19 protein-coding genes are annotated in these 20,401 nt (G+C 67.5%); 7 read left to right on the top strand and 12 right to left on the bottom strand.

The features are described from left to right. Positions 1–7: 7 nt before the first annotated feature. From PEM_RS11015 to asnS, 11 genes are all read right to left on the bottom strand, one after another. The gene (locus tag PEM_RS11015) at positions 8–1,000 is read right to left on the bottom strand and encodes an aldo/keto reductase (RefSeq protein ID WP_111127399.1); all 993 of its coding nucleotides are present in this window, start codon (positions 998–1,000) and stop codon (positions 8–10) included. After that, a complete protein-coding gene (locus PEM_RS11010) occupies positions 1,000–1,686 on the bottom strand; it encodes a DUF2461 domain-containing protein (RefSeq protein ID WP_053500718.1) in 687 nt (228 codons plus the stop codon). The genes PEM_RS11015 and PEM_RS11010 overlap by 1 nt, the downstream gene beginning before the upstream one ends. Continuing rightward, positions 1,683–3,122, bottom strand: a complete 1,440-nt coding sequence (sbcB, locus tag PEM_RS11005) for an exodeoxyribonuclease I (RefSeq protein ID WP_065197221.1) — start codon at positions 3,120–3,122, stop codon at positions 1,683–1,685. The genes PEM_RS11010 and sbcB overlap by 4 nt, the downstream gene beginning before the upstream one ends. Then, positions 3,122–4,489: an NAD(P)/FAD-dependent oxidoreductase gene (locus tag PEM_RS11000; protein ID WP_111127397.1), complete on the bottom strand. Its 1,368-nt coding sequence runs from the start codon at positions 4,487–4,489 to the stop codon at positions 3,122–3,124. The genes sbcB and PEM_RS11000 overlap by 1 nt, the downstream gene beginning before the upstream one ends. Before the next feature lie 31 nt (positions 4,490–4,520). Beyond that, on the bottom strand, positions 4,521–5,795 hold the full coding sequence (gene kynU / locus PEM_RS10995) for a kynureninase (RefSeq protein WP_005417408.1): 1,275 nt from the start codon (positions 5,793–5,795) through the stop codon (positions 4,521–4,523). A 167-nt stretch (positions 5,796–5,962) separates the two neighbouring features. Then, the gene (locus tag PEM_RS10990) at positions 5,963–6,484 is read right to left on the bottom strand and encodes a 3-hydroxyanthranilate 3,4-dioxygenase (protein ID WP_032954300.1); all 522 of its coding nucleotides are present in this window, start codon (positions 6,482–6,484) and stop codon (positions 5,963–5,965) included. A gap of 20 nt (positions 6,485–6,504) precedes the next feature. Beyond that, positions 6,505–7,167, bottom strand: a complete 663-nt coding sequence (gene can, locus PEM_RS10985) for a carbonate dehydratase (protein ID WP_005417406.1) — start codon at positions 7,165–7,167, stop codon at positions 6,505–6,507. Between the two features lie 72 nt (positions 7,168–7,239). Further along, entirely contained in the window at positions 7,240–7,878 is a 639-nt protein-coding gene (locus tag PEM_RS10980) for an FMN-binding negative transcriptional regulator (protein WP_005417405.1), read from the bottom strand. A 7-nt stretch (positions 7,879–7,885) separates the two neighbouring features. Next, positions 7,886–8,200: a hypothetical protein gene (locus PEM_RS10975; RefSeq protein WP_005417404.1), complete on the bottom strand. Its 315-nt coding sequence runs from the start codon at positions 8,198–8,200 to the stop codon at positions 7,886–7,888. Positions 8,201–8,205: 5 nt separating this feature from the next. Then, positions 8,206–8,505: a hypothetical protein gene (locus PEM_RS10970; protein ID WP_005417403.1), complete on the bottom strand. Its 300-nt coding sequence runs from the start codon at positions 8,503–8,505 to the stop codon at positions 8,206–8,208. Positions 8,506–8,535: 30 nt separating this feature from the next. Continuing rightward, the gene (gene asnS, locus PEM_RS10965; RefSeq protein ID WP_065186192.1) at positions 8,536–9,930 is read right to left on the bottom strand and encodes an asparagine--tRNA ligase; all 1,395 of its coding nucleotides are present in this window, start codon (positions 9,928–9,930) and stop codon (positions 8,536–8,538) included. Between the two features lie 128 nt (positions 9,931–10,058). Here asnS and PEM_RS10960 point away from each other — a divergent pair, with 128 nt between their 5' ends. The 6 genes from PEM_RS10960 to zipA all read left to right on the top strand — a co-directional run bounded on the left by PEM_RS10960 (position 10,059) and on the right by zipA (position 16,422). Further along, positions 10,059–10,397: an iron-sulfur cluster assembly accessory protein gene (locus PEM_RS10960; RefSeq protein WP_005417401.1), complete on the top strand. Its 339-nt coding sequence runs from the start codon at positions 10,059–10,061 to the stop codon at positions 10,395–10,397. A gap of 241 nt (positions 10,398–10,638) precedes the next feature. After that, a complete protein-coding gene (rpsF, locus tag PEM_RS10955; RefSeq protein WP_005417400.1) occupies positions 10,639–11,076 on the top strand; it encodes a 30S ribosomal protein S6 in 438 nt (145 codons plus the stop codon). A gap of 11 nt (positions 11,077–11,087) precedes the next feature. Next, entirely contained in the window at positions 11,088–11,318 is a 231-nt protein-coding gene (gene rpsR, locus PEM_RS10950; RefSeq protein WP_002804494.1) for a 30S ribosomal protein S18, read from the top strand. A 104-nt stretch (positions 11,319–11,422) separates the two neighbouring features. Continuing rightward, entirely contained in the window at positions 11,423–11,872 is a 450-nt protein-coding gene (gene rplI, locus PEM_RS10945; RefSeq protein WP_005417398.1) for a 50S ribosomal protein L9, read from the top strand. A 259-nt stretch (positions 11,873–12,131) separates the two neighbouring features. Next, positions 12,132–15,635, top strand: coding sequence for a chromosome segregation protein SMC (smc, locus tag PEM_RS10940; protein WP_111127393.1), 3,504 nt, complete (start codon positions 12,132–12,134; stop codon positions 15,633–15,635). A gap of 46 nt (positions 15,636–15,681) precedes the next feature. Next, positions 15,682–16,422, top strand: a complete 741-nt coding sequence (gene zipA, locus PEM_RS10935) for a cell division protein ZipA (protein WP_111127391.1) — start codon at positions 15,682–15,684, stop codon at positions 16,420–16,422. Positions 16,423–16,539: 117 nt separating this feature from the next. Here zipA and PEM_RS10930 read toward each other — a convergent pair whose 3' ends face one another. After that, positions 16,540–17,664, bottom strand: a complete 1,125-nt coding sequence (locus PEM_RS10930) for a pyridoxal phosphate-dependent aminotransferase (protein ID WP_065178621.1) — start codon at positions 17,662–17,664, stop codon at positions 16,540–16,542. A gap of 265 nt (positions 17,665–17,929) precedes the next feature. Between PEM_RS10930 and ligA the strand changes: the two genes are divergently transcribed. After that, entirely contained in the window at positions 17,930–20,395 is a 2,466-nt protein-coding gene (gene ligA / locus PEM_RS10925; protein ID WP_111127389.1) for an NAD-dependent DNA ligase LigA, read from the top strand. The last annotated feature ends 6 nt before the right edge of the window (positions 20,396–20,401 follow it).

Below are 20,401 nucleotides of genomic sequence, written 5' to 3'. Positions count from 1 at the left end.
TGAAGACTCACTGACTGGGCGAACCACGGCCATCACCGAAGGCATCGACCAGCCGTTGGCGTTCCGCCGGAGTCAGCGCCTCCAGCCGCGTCGCCAGCACTTCGTCCAGGCTGCGGGTGCGGGTGGTGCCGAGGATGCCGCTGGCAACGCCGGGATGGCCCAGCGCATAGGCGAAGGCGGTCTGGGCCGGGCGCTGGCTGTGGATCGTGGCCACAGCGCGCCGCATCTGGCGGGCACTGCGCATCAGCTGGCGGCTGCTGGGCTTCAGCCACGCGCGCGCCAGATACCAGCCATCGGCCAGCCGTGGCAGGCGCGCACGCGCGGGCAGCAGGTGTCCTTGCGCCAGCACGGTGCCGGCCAGCACGCCGATGCCCACTGCCTGCAGCCGATCGATAAGCGGTTCTCGGTCCTGCTGCAGGGCGCTGTAGTCCAGCAGTACCACATCGAAGGCGTCCGGATGGGCGATCATCCAGCGCAGGGTCGAGGCCGAGTGGGTGTTGATGCCGGTGTACCGGATCAACCCACGTTCGCGCAGGCGCTGCAGTGCCGCCAGCAGGTCGTCACTGATGTCGTGTTCGCTGGCGCCATGCAGCTGGTAGACATCAAGATGGTCCAGGCCGAGGTTGCGCAGCGACGCCTCGCAGCTGGCGGTGATGGCCGCGGGCGAGAAGTTGCGTTGCTCGGCGCCGCTGATGCCGGCCTGGCCGGTCAGCGTGCCGCCCTTGCTTGAGATCACCAGTGAATCGCGCGGGTACTGCTTCAGCAACGGGCGCAGGATGCGGCCCAGGCGCGGCTCGGCATGGAAGCCGGAATAGTTGTGACCGGTATCGAGCAGGTTCACCCCGTGGGCAAGCGCATGTTCGACCACGGCAGCCGCCTCATGCTCGGGGAAGCGGCGATGACCCCAGAAGCCGGAGCAGCCCAGGCCGATCGGTGAAACGGCCAGGCCGGTGCGGCCGAGCACGCGCCGCTGGCGGGCCAGCGGAAGATTCTGCGACATCAGAATTCCAGGTCCAGCGCAGCGCACAGGTAGTCGACGAACGGGCCGAGCGCGGCCAGGTCCTTGCCCAGCGTGGACAGCAGGCGTGGGCCGGTCATCGTGGCGTCATCCAGCGAGCGCCACATCACCCAGTTGCGGTGCTTGAGGTCGTCGATGAACTCGAAGTCGGCCGGGAAGCCACGAGGGGGGCGCACCAGCTTCTCGCTCTCCTCGAAATCGAAGCGCTTGCGCAGGGCCGGCGCGTGCGCGGCGGCCTTCCAGCTGCCCGGGTTGTCGAGGATGAAATGGCGCACGCGGCGCTGGGTTTCCGGTTCCGGATGCCACAGGCCGGCGCCGACGAAGCTCTCGCCGGGTTGCAGGTGCACATAGAAGGACGGCGCGGCCACCTCTCGGCGGCGCTCATGGAACAGGCGCGCACCCTGCCAGGTCTTGTACGGTGACTTGTCGTTGGAAAAGCGCGCGTCACGGTGGATGCGGAACAGCGAGCCACCGACGCCGCGGGTATCGGCGCGGAAGTGCTCGCTGACCTCGGCCAGTGCCGGCTGCAGGTCGCCCAGCAGGCGCAGGAACGGCTGCCGGACGTGGTCTTCATACTGCTGGCGGTGGTCGTTGAACCAGGTCTTGTCGTTGTGCCGCGCCAGGCTGCGCAGGAACTTGAAACTGGCGTCCGAGAAATAGGTGCTCACAGCGTCTCCTGCAGGTGCTGGCCCCAGTCGCGCAACGATTGCAGCAGGGCCTGGCGCCGCGCGTCGCCGGGCGCTTCGGCGGCCAGTGCATCAAGCTGTTGCTGGTACTGGGGCAGGTTGAGTTCGCCCAGGCCGCCGTCGCCGAGCAGGCGCTGGCGGCGGTAATCCTGCCAACGCTGGTGTTCAGCCGGCGCGAGGCTGCCGGGATGGTTGCGTGCGCGGTAGCGGAACAGCAGCTCTGGAAGGCGCGGGTCGCGGAAGCGGCCTTCCAGCGCGGCCAGCTGCTCCGGCGCGGTGGTGCGTGCCAGCGCGAGCAGCGGCTTGTCGCCGTTGCCGAGGAATCCGTCGTACAGCGAGGCATCGACATCGGCCACGGTCGCGACGCGGGGCTGGTTGTAGACCTGGCGTGCCTTCTCGGCCAGCTGTGGAGCGAACGCGCGCAGCCGTTCCACCTTGGCCTCGATCGCGGCCACGTCCAGGCCGAGGCGCGCATGATCGTCGGCGCGCAGGTGGTTCCATGCGATCAGTGCCGGCACCTTGTTCAGGTGTACTTCCTTCAGCGGTACGCGTGTCACGCCTTCGGGCAGCTCGCTGGCCCGCATGTACAGGCGCTGTGCGATCACCTCGGGCGGCAGCTCCAGCAGGTCGTCGATCTCGCCTTCCAGGTCGAACACGATCACCCGGTTGTTGATGGTCGGGTGTACGGCCAAGGGCAGAACCGGTGCGGCGCAAAGGCGGCTGGCAGGGTAGCGCATGGAAATGTGCAGGACCGGCTTCATCGCGGCCACGTCCAGCAGGCCGCCGACGAAGCGCTTGTCGCGCAGCTTCAGTGCGTACTCCCACAGGCGCGGCTGCGACTGCTTGAACAGCCGAGCCATGCCGATGGTAGCGCGCACGTCTGACAGCGCTTCGTGCGCATCGCCTTCGCGCACGTTGTTGGCCTCGGCCAGGTGCTCGAGCTTGAACGAGGTGGCGCCGTCTTCGCGCAGCGGCCACCGGATGCCGTCCGGGCGCATCGCGCGCATCAGCCGCAGCATGTCCAGCAGGTCCCAGCGTGAATTGCCATTGCGCCACTCGCGCTCGTAGGGATCGTGGAAGTTGCGGAACAACCCGTAGCGGACGAACTCATCGTCGAAGCGCAGGGTGTTGTAGCCAAGTGCGCAGGTGCCGGGGCGCGACAGCTGCTCGTTGATGCGGTCGAAGGCTTCGGCCTCGCTGATGCCCTCGGCCAGGGCCTGCTGCGGGGTGATGCCGGTGACCAGGGTGGCCATCGGCGAGGGCAGCAGGTCGTCTGCCGGGCGCACGAAGAAGCTGACCGGCGTGTCGATCTCGTTGAGGTCGGCATCGGTGCGGATCGCGGCGAACTGCGAGATGCGCGTGCGCCGCGGGTCCTGGCCGAAGGTTTCCAGGTCGTAGAACAGGAAGCTGTCTGCCATCAGTGCGCGCCCTCCAGGACCGGCAACTGCGCGTGGACCTGCGTTTCCAGTGCGGCCCAGTCGATGTTGTCCAGTGAATCGTGACCGGCGGTGGCTGCAACCAGCAGGTCGCGCTGCAGTTCGGTGCGGCGCAGCGCCTCGGCGTAGGGCGTGTGCAGGAAGGTGACCATCGTGTAATGCGGCACGAAGCGGGTCGGCCAGCGCCGCTGCAGTTCCTGCTCCAGCTCGCGTTGCAGCAGGAATGCAGGGTCGGCTACGCGGTCGCGCATCTCCAGGTAGTTCTCAAGCGCCATCTGCTGGATGGCACGTGCATTCGGTTTGCGCTCGGCTTCGAACGCGGCGAACGCGCTTTCCAGGTCATCGGCCTCCATCAGCTGGCGGGCCAGTGCAACGCAGTCCTCGAATGCGCAGTTCATGCCCTGGCCGTGGAACGGCACCATCGCATGCGCGGCGTCACCGATCAGTACGGCGCGGCCCTGCTGATGCCAGCGTTCCAGGGTGAGCGTGCCGAGCAGGCCCGGCGGGTGTTGTTCCCAGTCCTTGCGCAGGTTGGGAATCAGCGGCAGGGTGTCGGCGAACTCGCGCGCGAACAGCGCCTCGGCCTGCGCGCCGGTGTTGACCGTGGCAAAGCTGGGATCGCCCTGGTTGGGCAGGAACAGGGTGACCGTGAAAGTGCCTTCGTGGTTGGGCAACGCGATGCACATGTAGTGGCCGCGCGGCCAGATGTGCAGCGCATTGCGCTCGATGCGGAAGCCGCCGTCGGCGGCCGGCGGGATCTCCAGTTCCTTGTACGAATGGTCAAGGAAGGCGATGTCCTCGCCCAGCGGCGCACGACGGTTCATCGCCGCGCGCAGTGCCGAGCCCGCGCCGTCGGCACCGATCAGGGTGTCAAAGCGGATGTCGTGCGGGCTGTCGTCACGGTCATCGATGAAACGCGCGTAGCCCGCATCGAAATCCACGGTATGCAGGCGGCGATGGAAGTGCACGGTGGCACCGGCCTGTTCGGCCAGTTCCAGCAGCGTGGTGTTCAGATCGCTGCGATGGATCGACCAGATCACCTCGCTGTCGTCGCGGCCATAGCGCTGCAGCTGCGGTTCGCCGTCGCGTGGATGCACCATGCGCCCGCGCATCATCACCGCGCGCGCCATCACCTCGTCTTCAACGCCGGCCTGGCGCAGTGCATTGCGCCCGCGCTCGGCCAACGCCAGGTTGATCGAACGACCGCTCTCGTAGTCGGCAATGCGGGGATCGCCACGGCGTTCGTACAGGGTGATGCGCCAGCCTTGCCGTGACAGCAGGATGGCCAGCAGGGACCCGGCAAGGCCGGCACCGATAATGCTCAACGAGCGGGAGGCGTGTGCGATCAACGAACTGTCCAGCAGCAGGGGAGGGGTCGGCTTACAGGCCGGCCCAGGCTTCCACTTCCTCGACGAAATGGTGCACGTCCAGGTAGCGGTTGTAGAGCGGGGTGGGCGAGATGCGGATCACGTCAGGCTCGCGCCAGTCGCCGAGCACGCCGATCCCGCGCAGGTGCTCGAACAGTGCACGGCCACGCTCGCGGCCACCGATCACGCGCAGCGACAACTGGCAGCCGCGGCGCTGCGGATCGGCCGGGGTAATGATGTCCAGCACCTGCGGCAGGCGTGCGCGGACCAGTGCTTCGAGCAGGCCGGTCAGCGCCAGCGATTTGCTGCGCAGCGCCTCCATGCCGGCACGCTCGAACAGGTCCAGCGAGGCACGCAGTGGTGCCAGGCCGAGGATCGGCGGATTGCTCAACTGCCAGCCTTCGGCACCGATGGCGGGGGTGAACTGGGGCGCCATCTGGAAGCGGGTCGATTCCTCATGGCCCCACCAGCCGGCAAAGCGCGGCAGGGTGGTGTCGCGATGGTGGCGCTCGTGCACGAACGCGCCGGCCACCGCGCCCGGGCCGCTGTTGAGGTATTTGTAGTGGCACCACACGGCGAAATCGGGCGCCACCTCATGCAGGCGCAGCGGCAGGTTGCCAACCGAGTGCGCCAGGTCGAAGCCGATGCGTGCGCCCTGCAGGCGTGCGGCGCGCGTGATCGCATCGAGGTCGAAGGCCTGGCCGGTGCGGTACTGCACGCCGGGCCACAGCACCAGCGCCAGGCGCGGGCCGTGCTCGGCGATGGCGCGTTCGATCGCGGCCAGCGAAATCGTGCCGTTGGCTTCGTCCGGCTGCACTTCCACCAGACACTCGGCCGGGTCGAAACCATGGAAGCGGATCTGAGCTTCCACCGCGTGGCGGTCGGTCGGGAATGCGCCGGCTTCCATCAGGATCACCGGGCGCTGCGTGGTCGGCCGGTAGAAGCTGACCATCATCAGGTGCAGGTTCACGCTCAGCGTGTTCATCGCTACCACCTCGCTGGGCAGTGCGCCGACCACTCGGGCCAGCTGCGCGCTCACCAGGCGGTGGTAGGACAGCCACTGCGTCGGGCCGGTGAAGTGGCCTTCCACCGCCAGTTCGCCCCATTGTTTCATCACTTCCTGCACCGCTGCCTGCGCACCGCGCGGCTGCAGGCCCAGCGAGTTGCCGACGAAGTAGGTCTGCTCGCCGCCTCCATGGCGCGGAATCAGGAATTCGCCACGCAGCGGGCGCAGCGGATCGGCGGCGTCCAGGGCGATGGCGTGGGTGCGGCTGAGCAGGTCGGACATGGTCGGGCAACAGGCTGCAACGGGACCGCCAGTGTAGCGCTTGGCGGCGTGCCTGCCGCGCGGCGCGCTCGCCGGGCATGGCCCGGCGCTACCTGGGGATCACGCGCATCGGTAGCGCCGGGCCATGCCCGGCGGAGGTAACAGCAATCGCCATGCCCACCGGCCTTTCAGCCCGCCGCCGGCACCGGCAGCGGATCCACGTGCCCGCACTGGCTGCAGGTACGCAGTTCCAGGCTGGCGTGGTAGCGCGCAAACACCTTGGGCAGGTCGGTTTCGATGTTCTGCAGCGGGAAATACTCTTCGTGCAGCTTGTGGTTGCAGCGCTCGCAGTGCCAGATCACGCCGTCCATCTCATGCGGCAGCCGCTTGCGCTCGACCACCAGGCCGATGCCCCCGGGCGGGCGCCGCGGCGAGTGCGGCACCTTGCCCGGCAACAGGAAGATCTCGCCGGCGCGGATCGGGATGTCGCGTACCGCGCCGTCCTCCTGCACCTTCAGCACCATCTCGCCTTCGAGCTGGTAGAACCACTCGGGGCCTTCGTCGTAGTGGTAGTCGGTACGCGAGTTCGGCCCGCCGACCACCATCACGATGAAATCGCCGTTGTCGATCATCTTGTTGCCCACCGGCGGCTTCAGCAGGTGGCGGTTCTCTTCGATCCAGGCGTGCAGGTTGATCGGTGGAGCGAGCATGGTGGTCATCCGTGTGGGGATCAGTCGCGACGGCCCTTGCGCGGCACGAAGGACAGCGCTTTTTCGTACGCTGGCTGCAGCTCTTCCAGCGAACCGACGTCGATGCCCATTTCACGCACGCGTCCGTCCTTCAGGCTGTAGACCCAGCCGTGCACCATCAGCTTCTGGCCGCGGGCCCAGGCATCCAGCACGATGGTCGAGCGGCAGAGGTTGGCGACCTGCTCGATCACGTTCAGCTCGCACAGCCGGGCGTGCTTGAGTTCGTCGTCTTCGATGGCGTCGAGGATGCCCTGGTGCTTCTGCACCACGTCACCGACATGGCGCAGCCAGTTGTCGGCCAGGCCGACGCGGGTGTTGTGCAGGCAGGCATGCACGCCGCCGCAGCCGTAGTGGCCGACGATCAGGATGTGCTTGACCTTCAGCTGGTCCACCGCGTACTGCACCACGCTCAGGCAGTTAAGGTCGGTGTGGGCGACCACGTTGGCGACGTTGCGGTGCACGAACACTTCGCCCGGCGCCATGCCGATGATCTGGTTGGCCGGCACGCGCGAATCGGAGCAGCCGATCCACAGGTACTCGGGATGCTGCTGCTTGGCCAGCTGGTGGAAGAAGTCGGGGTCCTCCTTCTCGATGCGGTCGGCCCAGTCGCGGTTGTTCTGCAGCAGCTTGTGGATGTCTTTCATGTTCGGGTCCCTGGCGTCGGGTGGGGGCGCACCGCAGCCATCCAGCTGCGACGTCGCGGGAATCGGGGGTGTTCAGCCGCTGCGGGCGGCCTGTTCGCGGTGCCAGCGCATCCACTGCGCCAACTCGGTGGAGGAAGGGGTGCCCAGCTGTTCCAGTTCGGCGATCACGGCGCGCTGGTTGGCGTCGGGATGGTTCTGGCTCAGCTTCAGCTTCAGCTGCACGTGTTCGACCTGGAAACGGAAGCCGACGATGGCACGCAGTTCCGGGCCATGTTCGGCACGCGTGGCATCGAACTGCCAGGCCTGGCCGACGCTGGCTTCGAAGTGGTCGCTGATCGCGCCGACCAGCCCGGCCAGCGCATCGGTGTCGTCGAAGGTGTGCAACTGGCCACGCAGCTCGGCGGCGGCGTAGTTCCAGGTCGGCACCCGTGCGGCAGGCTCCTTGTCCGGATACCAGCTGGCCGAGACGTAGCCGTGTGGTCCGTCGACCAGCACCTTGGCCGCACCGCCGTGGCGCGACTGCCGGTTGGCGCGGGCCCAGTGCCCGCGCAGCTCGATGCGCTCGCCCTCGCGCCGGTACAGCACCGGCATCCGGGTCAGCTCCGGCAGGCCATCGCTGCCGGGGGTGAGCACAGTGACGAATGGATCACGCGCCAGCAGGCGGTCCAGCCAGAGCAGGTCGGTCTCGGCGAAGGCGCGTGGAGTGAACATGCCTGGATCAGGCGCGCGCGCCCAGCGACTGGATCATGCGGCCGCGCAGGCCTTCGTCGTTGTCGGCCTGCGGCGGCTGCACTTCGTGCAGGCTGAAGCCGCGCACCAGCGCGTCTTCCTCGTCCAGGCCGTCATACTCGACGAATTCGGCGTCGAACAGCTGCGAACGGGCGGTGTCTTCGCTGTCATAGCTCAGCGTGTTGCCGTCGCTGTCGAGCACCTCAGCGGTGCCGGCCGGGCGAACGCGCAGGCGCGCCCAGATCAGGGTGTTGCCGAGGCTGGCCAGCCACCAGCTGTCGCGCGAGGCGGAAATGTCATTCATGGGGGTTACCAGAGCGAGGCCAGCCAGAGCAGGGCGGCCATGCCCAGTCCGGCCAGCAGGGTCAGCAGCGATACCCAGGCCGGCGTCGCCAGCCCGGACAGCGAGCGGTCCGGCTGCTGGCGATAGTCGCGGCGCAACAGCCAGGCCAGGGCATCGGGCTTGAGGAAGGCGCCGCTGCCGAAGCGCTCGGCGAGCGCCGGATGGCGGTCGCGAACGTGCACCAGGGTCAGCGGCCAGAAGATCACGAAGGCACTGAACCCGGCCACTGCAACGCCGACGAAACACAGGGCGAAGAACAGGGTCATGGGAGCCGTACCTCCGTGGACGTGTGGGGCTTAGAAGTCCGCGCTGCCCGGGGCGCGCGGGTAGGGGATCGCATCGCGGATGTTGGACAGCCCGCAGACGTACACCACCAGGCGTTCGAAGCCCAGGCCGAAGCCGGCGTGAGGCACCGAGCCATAGCGGCGGAAGTCGCGGTACCAGCTGTAGTGCTCACGATCCAGGCCGAACTGGGCCATGCGCGCGTCCAGCACGTCGAGGCGCTCCTCACGCTGGCTGCCACCGATGATCTCGCCGATGCCCGGGGCCAGCACGTCCATCGCGGCAACGGTCTTGCCGTCGTCGTTCAGGCGCATGTAGAAGGCCTTGATGTGCTCCGGATAGTTGGTCACCACCACCGGACGGCCGACATGCTCCTCGGTCAGCCAGCGCTCGTGCTCGGTCTGCAGGTCCAGGCCCCATTCCACCGGGAAGTCGAACTTCCTGCCGGACTTCTGCAGCAGGCTGACCGCATCGGTGTAGTCGATGCGCTCGAACGGTGCGTTGATGAAATCTTCCAGCTTGGTGATCGCGTTCTTGTCCACGCGCTCGGCGATGAAGGCCAGGTCGTCGCTGCGCTCGTTCAGCACGGCGCGGAACAGGTACTTCAGGAACTCTTCGGCCAGGCGTGCGTCTTCGGCCAGGTCGGCGAAGGCGATTTCCGGCTCGATCATCCAGAACTCCGCCAGATGGCGGGTGGTGTGGCTGTTCTCGGCGCGGAAGGTCGGGCCGAAGGTGTAGACCTTGCTCAGCGCCAGGCAGTACGCCTCGACGTTCAGCTGGCCGGACACGGTCAGGAACGTTTCCTTGCCGAAGAAGTCGCGGCTGAAGTCGATCGCGCCCTTCTCGTCACGCGGCAGGTTCACCATGTCCAGGGTGGACACGCGGAACATCTGGCCGGCGCCTTCGGCATCGGAGGTGGTGATGATCGGGGTGCTGATCCAGTTGAAGCCGTTCTCGTGGAAGAAGCGGTGCACGGCCTGGGCCAGGCAGTTGCGGATGCGGGTGACTGCGCCGAACAGGTTGGTGCGTGGGCGCAGGTGCGCCACTTCGCGCAGGAACTCCGGCGACATCGGCTTGGGCTGGATCGGGTAGGTGAGCGGGTCTTCGACCCAGCCGACCACTTCCAGGGCGCTGGCCTGGATCTCGAACGACTGGCCCTTGCCCTGCGACTTCACCAGGGTGCCGGTGGCGATGACCGAGCAGCCGCTGGTCAGGCGCTTGATCTCGTCGAAGTTGCCCAGGGTGTCGTTGGCCACGATCTGGATCGGGGCGAAGCAGGAGCCGTCGCTCACATTCACGAAGGCCAGATTCGCTGAACCGCGCACCGTGCGCACCCATCCGCGTACCGTGACTTCGCCGCCTTCCGGGATCTTCCCGGCAAGCGCATGTTCAACGCTGACCACCGTCATGACTTGAATCCTCTGCTGATCGACTCGATCTGTGAACACGGGAGTTTACCGGTTGCAGCGTTCTGCTTGCGAGGCATTTTTCGCGGCAACGGCTCCTTATAATGTCCCCGTACCTCTGGAGTAGCCCCATGGCCGTCAGCCTGACCCCCATTGCCTTCGAGCGCGTGCAGCGCTTTGTCGCCCAGACCCCCGGCGCGCTGGGCCTGCGTTTCGGCGTGACCAGGACCGGCTGCTCCGGTTGGGGCCACGTGACCGACCTGGCCCGCGACGAGCGCGAGGGCGATACCGTCTTCGACCAGGACGGCGTGAAGATCTATGTCGACGCCAAGAGCCTGGCGCTGGTGGACGGCACCGTGATCGACTTCGGCAAGCATGGCCTGAGCGAGACCTTCACGTTCAGCAACCCGAACGCCACCGCCGAGTGCGGCTGCGGCGAGAGCTTCACCACCGACGCCGACAAGGCCTGACGCGCGGCTTGGGCGCCCGCCGGGCATGGCCGGCGCTACCCGCCTGGTGGGTGCCGACCTTGATCGGCACCGGGGCAGGGCACCCCGGTTCAGAAGGTCGGGTGCCCCCGGTTGCCCGTCATCCCCATCTGCGCCATAATGCGCGGCTTCCTGCCTTCCTGGCGGGAATCCTTGCCCCACCGCGGTCTCAACGGCGGGGGGCTGTCCGGCCGCAAGGCCACATCCGAAAGGTAGAAAAAACATGAGTCGTCATTACGAAATCGTGTTCATGGTCCACCCGGACCAGAGCGAGCAGGTCCCGGCCATGATCGAGCGCTACAAGTCGCTGGTCGAGAACGGCAACGGCACCATCCACCGCCTGGAAGACTGGGGCCGCCGCCAGCTGGCGTACCCGATCCAGAACCTGGTGAAGGCCCACTACGTGCTGATGAACATCGAAGCCGACCAGGCCGTTCTGAACGAACTGACCGAGAGCTTCCGCTTCAACGACGCCGTGCTGCGCAACCTGGTCATCAAGCGTGACGAGGCTGACACCGAGCAGTCGCTGATCATGAAGAGCAAGGACGAGAAGGGTGACAAGCCGGAGCGCGGTGAGCGCCGTCGTCGTGACGACGAAGAAGGCGAGTCCAACACCACCGCTGACAACGAAGCCGGCGACGACGCCGCTTCCGCCGCCTAAGGAGCCTTCCCATGTCCAAGTTCTTCCGTCGCCGCAAGTTCTGCAAGTTCACTGCTGAAGGTGTGAAGGAGATCGACTACAAGGATCTCAACACCCTGCGCCAGTACCTGACCGAGAACGGCAAGATCGTGCCGAGCCGCGTCACCGGTACCAAGTCGAAGTACCAGCGCCAGCTGGCGACCGCCGTCAAGCGCGCCCGCTTCTTGGCCCTGATCCCGTACACCGACAACCACGACGTCTGATGCCGGCGGGGCGGCCCGGTGCCGCCCCCGCTGTGCCAGCTATTCGGACAGCCTTTGTTGCGGGGCATCGCCTCGCTAACGAATAACTCATCTGGAGCAATACCATGCAGCTGATCCTCCTGCAGAAAGTCACCAACCTCGGCAACCTGGGCGACCTGGTCGACGTGAAGCCGGGCTACGGCCGTAACTTCCTCGTGCCGCAGGGCAAGGCCGTGCCGGCCACCGAGAGCAACAAGGCCGAGTTCGAAGCCAAGCGCGCCGAGTACGAAGCCAAGGCCCAGGCCATCCACGCAGAAGCTGAAGGCCGCAAGGCAAAGCTGGAAGGCGCGAGCGTGACCATCGCCGCCAACGCTTCGACCGAAGGCAAGCTGTACGGCTCGGTCGGCCCGCGCGACATCGCCGAAGCCTTCACTGCCGCCGGCCTGCCGCTGGAGAAGAGCGAAGTCATCCTGGGTGAAGGCGCCTTCCGCAACATCGGCGAATACGACGTGCTGGTCCACCTGCACGCCGACGTCGAGACCACCGTCAAGGTCGTCGTCGTCGCCGAAGCCTGATCCCACGCCGCAAGGCCTGGCATCACCGCAGAACGGGCGCCCGCAAGGGTGCCCGTTTTGTTTTATGGTTCCGTTTCGCCAGCTCGGGCCACGTGCGGCCGGCGGGGCAGGGCCGGGCAATGTTCCACGCCCATTCGTAGAACACGGCCACATCGGTATACTCAGGGCGTCACACCCGTTCCACGGGCATCGATCCCAACAGGATCAATGACTTGGAGGGTAAACGCAGGCCGCTTGCCGGCCCCAGTCCGGAACCCCTATGCGTCTTTCCACGATCAAGCTGTCCGGCTTCAAGTCGTTCGTCGATCCGACCACCCTGCACCTGCCGACCAACATGACCGGCGTGGTGGGCCCCAATGGCTGCGGCAAGTCGAACATCATCGACGCCGTGCGCTGGGTCATGGGCGAGAGCTCGGCCAGCCGCCTGCGCGGCGACTCGTTGACCGACGTGATCTTTTCCGGTTCCAATGCCCGCAAGCCGGTGTCGCAGGCCACGGTCGAGCTGATCTTCGACAACTCCGACCACACGATCTCCGGCGAGTACGCCGCGTTCAACGAAATCTCGGTCAAGCGCACGGTCAGCCGCGACGGTACCAGCAACTACTACCTCAACGGCACCAAGTGCCGCCGCCGCGACATCACCGACCTGTTCCTCGGCACCGGCCTGGGCCCGCGCAGCTACTCGATCATCGAGCAGGGCATGATCAGCCAGATCATCGAGGCGCGCCCGGAAGACCTGCGTGTGTACCTGGAAGAGGCAGCCGGCATCTCCAAGTACAAGGAGCGCCGCAAGGAGACCGAGACCCGCATCCGCCACACCCGCGAGAACCTGGACCGGCTGGGCGACCTGCGCGACGAGATCAGCAAGCAGCTGGAGCACCTCAAGCGCCAGGCCAAGCAGGCCGAGCAGTACCAGGCCCTGCAGGAAGAGCGCCGGGTCAAGGATGCCGAGTGGAAGGCGCTGGAATTCCGCGGCCTCGACGGGCGCCTGTCGAAGCTGCGCGAAGGCCTGTCGCAGGAAGAGACCAGGCTGCAGCAGCTGATCGCCGACCAGCGTGATGCCGAGGCGCGCATCGAGACCTCGCGCGCGCGGCGCGAAGAGGCCGCCGACGCGCTGAACACCGCGCAGGCTGCGGTCTACCAGGTCGGCAGTACGCTGGCGCGCCTGGAACAGCAGATCCAGCACCAGCGCGAGCTGTCGCAGCGCCTGCACAAGGCGCGCGATGAAACCCAGCAGGCGCTGGCTGAACTGGGCCAGCACATCAGCGGCGACGAGGCCAAACTGAGGGTGCTGCGCGAGGCGGTGGAGGCCGCCACTCCGCAGCTGGAAGCACTGCAGGAAGAAAACGAGATCAAGCAGGAAAGCCTGCGTGAGGCTGAAGAGCGGCTGGCCAGCTGGCAGCAGCGCTGGGAACAGCACACCTCGCAGAGTTCGGAAGCCTCGCGCGCCGGCGATGTCGAGCGCACGCGCGTGGACTACCTGGACAAGCAGATCCTCGACGCCGACCGGCGTCGCGAGGCCCTGGCCGCCGAACGCGCAGGCCTGGACGTGGACGCGCTGGAAGAAGCCTTCGAGCAGCTGCACCTGCAGCACGACACGCAGAAGGCCGCACTGGATGAATTGAGTGAAGACGTCGAGCTGCGCAAGCAGGGCGTGACGGCAGTGCAGGAACAGCAGCGCAATGGCCAGAACGAACTGGCTGAACTGCGCAAGCAGGCCAACGGCCTGCGCGGTCGCCTGGCCTCGCTGGAAACCCTGCAGCAGGCCGCGCTGGGCCAGGAGCAGGGTGCAGCCGTAGCCTGGCTGAAGGCGCGCGGGCTGGATTCGGCGGCGCGCGTCGGCGAACGCCTGGACGTGGATGCCGGCTGGGAGAACGCGGTGGAAAGTGCGCTGGGCCAGCTGATCGAAGGCGTGCTGGTCGATGACCCGGCCAGCCTGGTCGGCGCGCTGGGCGAACTTGGCGAAGGCCACATTGCGCTGGTCGCCGACGATGCTGCTGAACTGAAGGTGGCGTCGACCTCGCTGGCGGCACGCGTGCGCGGCCCGGCGGCGATCCGTCGGCTGCTGGCGCACCTGCATGGTGCGAAGGACCTGTCCGAGGCGAAGGCCCTGCAGGCCAGCCTGCCGGAAGGCGATTCGATCATCACCCAGGGCGGCGAGCGGCTGGGCCAGGGCTGGCTGCGCGTGTCGCGCTCCGGTGCCGCCGAGCAGGGTGCGCTGCTGCGCGAGCGTGAGATCAACGAACTGCGTGAGCAGATCGAGCAGCTGCAGGACCGCGAGGCCGAGCTGGAAGAGCAGCTGAGCGGTTTCCGTGAGCAGCTGCAGGCGGCCGAGCAGCAGCGCGAGGACGCGCAGCGCGCGCTCTACCAGGCCCACCGCGCGGTGTCCGAGCTGGCCGGCCAGCTGCAGGGCCAGCAGGGCAAGGTGGAAGCGGCACGCACCCGCATCGACCGCATCGAGGGCGAGCTGAAGCAGTTGCAGGAAACGCTGGAAGTCAACAACGAGCAGGCGCGTGAAGCGCGCTCGCGGCTGGAGAGTGCGGTCAGCAGCATGGGCGACCTGGAATCGACCCGGCAGCGGCTGGAGGGCGAACGTCGGCAGTTGACCGAGGCCCGCGACCTGGCCCGCGATGCCGCCCGCGCGGTACGCGAGCGCGCGCATTCGCTGGCCTTGACCCTGGAATCGCAGCGCGCGCAGCTGGACTCGTTGAGCCAAGCGCTGGAACGCATGGGCACCCAGCGCGGGCAGCTGGACGCGCGGCTGGGCGAGCTGCACTCGCAGCTGGACGAAGGGGATTCGCCGGTCGAATCGCTGCAGGCCGAACACCAGAACGCGCTGGAAGAGCGCGTGCGGGCCGACCGTGTGCTGACCGAGGCGCGAACGCTGCTGGACGGCATTGACGCCGAGCTGCGCAACTACGAGCAGACCCGCCACCAGCGCGACGAGCAGGCGTTGGCCCAGCGCGAGCGCATTTCGCAGCGCAAGCTCGACCAGCAGGCCTTGGTGCTCAGCGCCGACACCCTGCAGGCGGCGGTGGAAAAGGCCGGCTTCGTGCTGCAGGACGTGCTCAATGCACTACCCGAGAACGCCCGCCTGGGCGACTGGGAGCAGGCCGTGCACCAGATCGACGCACGCATGCGCCGGCTGGAGCCGGTCAACCTGGCCGCCATCCACGAGTACGGCGAGGCTTCGCAGCGTTCGGACTACCTGGATTCGCAGCACGCCGACCTGACCACGGCGCTGGAAACACTTGAGGATGCCATCCGCAAGATCGATCGCGAGACCCGCGGGCGCTTCAAGGACACCTTCGACCGCGTCAACGCCGGCGTCCAGGCCCTGTATCCGCGCCTGTTCGGTGGCGGCCACGCCTACCTGGAACTGACCGGTGAAGACCTGCTCGACACGGGCGTGACCATCATGGCGCGCCCGCCGGGCAAGCGCGTGTCGAGCATCTCGCTGCTGTCCGGCGGCGAGAAAGCGATGACCGCGGTGGCGCTGGTGTTCGCCATCTTCCAGTTGAATCCCGCCCCGTTCTGCCTGCTGGACGAGGTGGACGCGCCGCTGGACGAAGCCAACGTCGGCCGCCTGGCCAACATGGTCAAGGAAATGAGCGAGAAGGTGCAGTTCCTGTTCGTCAGCCACAACAAGGCGACGATGGAGGCCGCGCACCAGCTGTCGGGCGTGACCATGCGTGAGCCGGGCGTCAGCCGCCTGGTCAGTGTGGACCTGGAAGAAGCGGCGCGATTGGCGGGCGCGGCCTGACGTGCCATCCTAGTTACCTGAATGAATTAGCCGGAGAACCTATCGAATGTCCGACACGGCACTGTTGCGCATCGGCATCCTGGCCGCCGGCCTGCTGTTGATCGCCGCGATCTTCCTGTTTGGCCGTCCGAAGAAAAAGCCCCAGGGGCGCCGCGTGGAAAACGCGGAACCGACCAGTGGCGAGCGCCGCGAACCGGTCCTGGGCGAGGACGGCGTCGTGGTGGCCGAGGGCCGCGTCGAACCGGGCATGGGCGGCGAAGGCGAGCAGGCCGAACTTGGCCTGGCCGACACCGATCCGGGCGCGGCCAACGACCTCGGCAAGCGCACCACCCAGGATTTCGACAAGATCGTCTCGCTGTTCGTGGCCGCCCGTGCCGGCGAGCAGCTGCGCGGCGAAGACATCGTGGTGGCGGCGGAGAAGACCGGCCTGGTATTCGGCCACATGAACGTGTTCCACCGCCTGGTGGAAGGCCACCCCGAGCGCGGCCCGATCTTCTCGATGGCCAGCATCATGAAGCCGGGCAGCTTCGACATGGCCAACATCCGTGCCATGGAAACCCCGGCCATCGCCTTCTTCCTGACCCTGCCGGCGCCGCTGACCGCGCTTGATGCCTGGGAGAAGATGCTGCCGACCGTGCAGCGCATGGCCGAGCTGCTCGATGGCGTGGTGCTGGATGACAGCCGCAATGCCCTGGGCCGCCAGCGCATCGCGCACATCCGCGACGAACTGCGTGCCTACGACCGCCAGCACCAGGCACCGCCGCTGACCAAGACCCCGCGCTGGTGAGCCCCATGGCGTGCCGACCAACGGTCGGCACCCACCCCGACCAACGGTCGGCATCCACAACAGCAGATCCACGCCATGCGTGGATGGGGCGAACCAAGTTCGCCCCCACCAACGGGGTCAGGCCGGTACGCCGGCCACCTTGGCGAACGCACGGCGGAATGCGGCCATTTCGTCTTCGGTGCCGACGGTCACGCGCACGCGCTGTGGCCAGATCGGCCAGCTGCGGCCAATGATCACGCCGTTGTCTGCCATCGCCTTGGCAAAGGCGGCACCGTCGCGCTGCACATCCACCACGAAGCAGTTCGCTTCCGACGGGACGCAGCTGAAACCACGCTTGCCCAGCCACGCGATGGTGGCCTGCCGCACCTGGGCATTCTGCAGGCGCCGCTGCGCGATCAACTGGGGATCCTGCAGGCTGGCCAGTGCTGCGGCCAGTGCTGGCACGGGCAGTGGGTTGTCGCCCAGGCTGGCCAGTTCGCGCAGGCGGTCGGGATGTGCGGCCGCCACGCCCAGGCGCAGGCCGGCCATGCCGTACAGCTTGGAGAACGTGCGCAGCACGATCAGGTCATCGCGCTGCGCTACCTGCGCGATCAGGCTCGGCTGCTCGCTGTACTGCAGGTAGGCCTCGTCGACCAGCACGCGGGTCGATGCGGGCTTGTGGGCCAGCAGCCAGGCGAGCTCATCCGGTGGGCTGATCGAACCGGTCGGGTTGTTCGGATTGCACACATACACCAGCCCGGTCGGGCGCGCTTGCGCGGCGGCGACCATCGCACGCAGGTCATGCGCGCCGTCGTCGCGCAGCGGCACCTTCTGCACATGGGCGCCGCGAGCAGCGGCGACCTCGCCCAGCGTCTCGAAGGTCGGGTCGGCCACCACCAATCCCGCCTGCGGCCCGGTCCACACCGTGGCGGCGCGGTTCAACGGCTCGCTTGAGCCGGGATAGAGGCGCACGTGGTCGGCCGGAATACGTGCCTGCTCGATGAAGGCATCGCGCACCTGTGCGGCCAGGGCGAAGCGGTAGCGGCCGCAACTGGCGATACTGTCGCGCGCGGCCTGCTGGGCCGCCGGCGAGGGGCCGTAGGGGCACTCGTTGAAGTTCAGCAGTACCACGCCTTCGGCAGGGGCCGGGGCGACGGCGGCCGCAGGTTGGGCCTGGCCAAGCCGCGGCAGTCCGCTGCCAGCGACAGCGAGGCCGGCACCGGCCAGTTGCAGGAAGCGTCTACGGGAAGCAGGCAGGGTCACGGGTGGGATTCCGAGGAGTAGCCTTCGCACGCTAGCGCTGGTTGCGGTGGGCGGCAAGCCCGCTTTTTGTAGTGCCGAGCCATGCTCGGCTGCAGGTGTGCCAACCAAGGTTGGGCACCTGCCGGGGCGGGGAGATGGTTGGCATCCACCAGGGCAGGGGGGGCGCCCGTCGAGCATGGCTCGGCGCTGCGAAGGGGGGGGCATTACAGGGCCTGACGGCCGGGCGCGGTAGAATCCCCGGCCATCCCAGAACCACCGGATTCCGATGAGCTCCAGCCCCGCCGAACGCGCCGAAGATCTCCGCCGGCAGATCGCCCAGGCCAACCGCGCCTACCATGAGCTGGACGCCCCGCAGATCCCCGACATCGACTACGACCGGATGGTGCGCGAGCTGGAAGCACTGGAGCGCGAATATCCGGAACTGGCCCGGGCCGACAGTCCGACCCAGCAGGTCGGCGCGCGTCCCTCCGGCCGTTTCCCCGAAGTCCGCCATGCGGTGCCGATGTTGTCGCTGTCCAACGCCTTCAGCGATGAGGAAGTGGCGGATTTTGTGCGCCGCATCGATGAACGACTGGGCCGCCGCAGCCTGCAGTTTTCGGCCGAGCCGAAGATGGACGGCCTGGCGATCAGCCTGCGCTATGAGGATGGTCATTTCGTGCTCGGCGCGACCCGCGGCGATGGCAGTACCGGCGAGGACGTGACCGCCAACCTGCGCGAGATCGGCGATGTTCCCAAGCGCCTGCACGGCAAGGATTGGCCGGATGTGCTGGAGGTGCGCGGCGAGGTCTACATGGCGCGTGCCGATTTCGAGGCATACAACGAACGTGCGCGCATGCACGGCGGCAAGGTGCTGGCCAACCCGCGCAATGCGGCGGCCGGATCGCTGCGCCAGCTCGACCCGAAGATCAGTGCGCAGCGCAGGTTGAGCTTCTTTGCCTACGGTACCGGTGAAGTGCAGGGCGGCGAGCTGCCCGATACCCATTCGGGCACGCTGGCGCAGCTCGGCGCCTGGGGTTTCCCGGTCAGCGCGCTGTGCAAGGTGGTGGAAGGCACCGACGGCCTGCTCGGCTACTACCGCGATATCGGCGAGCGCCGCGACGGCCTGCCGTTCGATATCGATGGCGTCGTCTACAAGCTCGATGACCGTGCCGGCCAGCAGGCGATGGGCTTTGTCTCGCGTGCGCCGCGCTGGGCCATCGCGCACAAGTTCCCGGCACAGGAACAGAGCACCACGGTGGAGGCGATCGAGATCCAGATCGGCCGCACCGGTGCGGCCACACCGGTCGCGCGGCTGGCACCGGTGGCCGTGGCCGGCGTGATCGTGTCCAACGCCACGCTGCACAACGCCGACCAGATCGCACGTCTCGATGTGCGTGTCGGTGACAGCGTGATCGTGCGCCGTGCCGGCGACGTGATCCCGGAAGTGGTCAGCGTCATCCTCGACCGACGCCCGCAGGACACCTCGCCCTGGCAGATGCCGACGCGCTGCCCGGTGTGCGGCTCGGAGATCGTGCGCGAGGAAGGGGCGGCCGCATGGCGCTGCTCGGGCGAGCTGTCCTGCCCGGCGCAGCGCAAGGAAGCCATTGCCCATTTCGCTTCGCGCCGCGCGATGGACATCGACGGCCTGGGCGACAAGTACATTGAAACCCTGGTCGACGCTGGCATCGTCAAGAGCGTGGCCGACCTGTACCGGCTCAGTCGTGACCAGCTGCTGCACCTGAAGCTGGTGCTGGACGCTGAAGATCCCTCGGCGCTGGCCGCCGCACTGAAGCTGCACCTGCCGGCTGAAGGCAGTGGCGCGGTGCTCAATGCGGTGCTCAGGCTGGACGGCAACGATCCGGGCTGGCGCGCGCAGGCGCTGGCGCAGCCGGCCCGCTTCGAATGGAACACGAAGAAGATCGCGACCAAGTGGGCCGACAACCTGATCGCGGCCATCGACGCCAGTCGTGCCGCCACGCTGGAACGGCTGCTGTTCGCGCTGGGCATCGAGCACGTGGGCGAAAGCACGGCCAAGGCGCTGGCGCAGTGGTTCGGTGACCTGGAACTGATCCGCCACCTGCCGTGGCCATTGTTCAAGCGTGTGCCGGACATCGGTGGCGAAGTGGCGCGGTCGCTCGGCCACTTCTTCGAGCAGCAGGGCAACCAGCAGGCCATCGATGACCTGCTGCAGGTCGGCCAGGTCCGCATCAGCGATGTGCACGCGCCCAGCGCCAGGCTGCGCGAGGGGCTGGACCTGGCGCAGCTGTTGGTCGAATCAGAGATTCCCGGCATCACCCGCCTGCGCGCGGAGAGACTGGTGGCTGCGTTGCCCGGTGCCCAGGCGGTGCTCGACGCCGAGCATGGGCAGTTCGTCAACGCAGGATTGCCGGACGACACCGCGCGTGGCCTGGCCCAGTGGCTGGACAGCGAGGGCCACGGCGGGATGCTGCTGGCGGCCGAGAAGGCGATGCAGCAGATCCTGGCCAAGGCACCGGCGCTGGCCGAGATCGTGGCCGGCCCGCTGGATGGGCAGACCGTGGTGCTGACCGGCACCCTGGCCCAGCTCACCCGCGATGCCGCCAAGGAGCGCCTGGAGGCCCTCGGTGCAAAGGTCTCCGGCAGCGTTTCGAAGAAGACCAGCTTCGTGGTCGCCGGTAGCGAAGCGGGTTCCAAGCTGGACAAGGCGCAGTCGCTGGGCGTGCCGGTGTGGGACGAAGACCGCCTGCTGGCCTATCTGGCCGAACACGAGTGACGATCC

Source organism: Stenotrophomonas sp. Pemsol (genome assembly GCF_003586545.1).
Taxonomy (GTDB): domain Bacteria; phylum Pseudomonadota; class Gammaproteobacteria; order Xanthomonadales; family Xanthomonadaceae; genus Stenotrophomonas; species Stenotrophomonas sepilia.
This window is presented reverse-complemented; position numbering and strand designations above follow the sequence as displayed.

Excerpts from the sequence above, each read along its gene's own strand:
- PEM_RS11015 (WP_111127399.1), bottom strand. The coding sequence starts at position 1,000 with ATGTCGCAGAATCTTCCGCTGGCCCGCCAGCGGCGCGTGCTCGGCCGC.
- sbcB (WP_065197221.1), bottom strand. The coding sequence starts at position 3,122 with ATGGCAGACAGCTTCCTGTTCTACGACCTGGAAACCTTCGGCCAGGAC.
- kynU (WP_005417408.1), bottom strand. The coding sequence starts at position 5,795 with ATGTCCGACCTGCTCAGCCGCACCCACGCCATCGCCCTGGACGCCGCC.
- PEM_RS10990 (WP_032954300.1), bottom strand. The coding sequence starts at position 6,484 with ATGCTCGCTCCACCGATCAACCTGCACGCCTGGATCGAAGAGAACCGC.
- can (WP_005417406.1), bottom strand. The coding sequence starts at position 7,167 with ATGAAAGACATCCACAAGCTGCTGCAGAACAACCGCGACTGGGCCGAC.
- PEM_RS10980 (WP_005417405.1), bottom strand. The coding sequence starts at position 7,878 with ATGTTCACTCCACGCGCCTTCGCCGAGACCGACCTGCTCTGGCTGGAC.
- PEM_RS10975 (WP_005417404.1), bottom strand. The coding sequence starts at position 8,200 with ATGAATGACATTTCCGCCTCGCGCGACAGCTGGTGGCTGGCCAGCCTC.
- PEM_RS10970 (WP_005417403.1), bottom strand. The coding sequence starts at position 8,505 with ATGACCCTGTTCTTCGCCCTGTGTTTCGTCGGCGTTGCAGTGGCCGGG.
- asnS (WP_065186192.1), bottom strand. The coding sequence starts at position 9,930 with ATGACGGTGGTCAGCGTTGAACATGCGCTTGCCGGGAAGATCCCGGAA.
- PEM_RS10960 (WP_005417401.1), top strand. The coding sequence starts at position 10,059 with ATGGCCGTCAGCCTGACCCCCATTGCCTTCGAGCGCGTGCAGCGCTTT.
- rpsF (WP_005417400.1), top strand. The coding sequence starts at position 10,639 with ATGAGTCGTCATTACGAAATCGTGTTCATGGTCCACCCGGACCAGAGC.
- rpsR (WP_002804494.1), top strand. The coding sequence starts at position 11,088 with ATGTCCAAGTTCTTCCGTCGCCGCAAGTTCTGCAAGTTCACTGCTGAA.
- rplI (WP_005417398.1), top strand. The coding sequence starts at position 11,423 with ATGCAGCTGATCCTCCTGCAGAAAGTCACCAACCTCGGCAACCTGGGC.
- smc (WP_111127393.1), top strand. The coding sequence starts at position 12,132 with ATGCGTCTTTCCACGATCAAGCTGTCCGGCTTCAAGTCGTTCGTCGAT.
- zipA (WP_111127391.1), top strand. The coding sequence starts at position 15,682 with ATGTCCGACACGGCACTGTTGCGCATCGGCATCCTGGCCGCCGGCCTG.
- ligA (WP_111127389.1), top strand. The coding sequence starts at position 17,930 with ATGAGCTCCAGCCCCGCCGAACGCGCCGAAGATCTCCGCCGGCAGATC.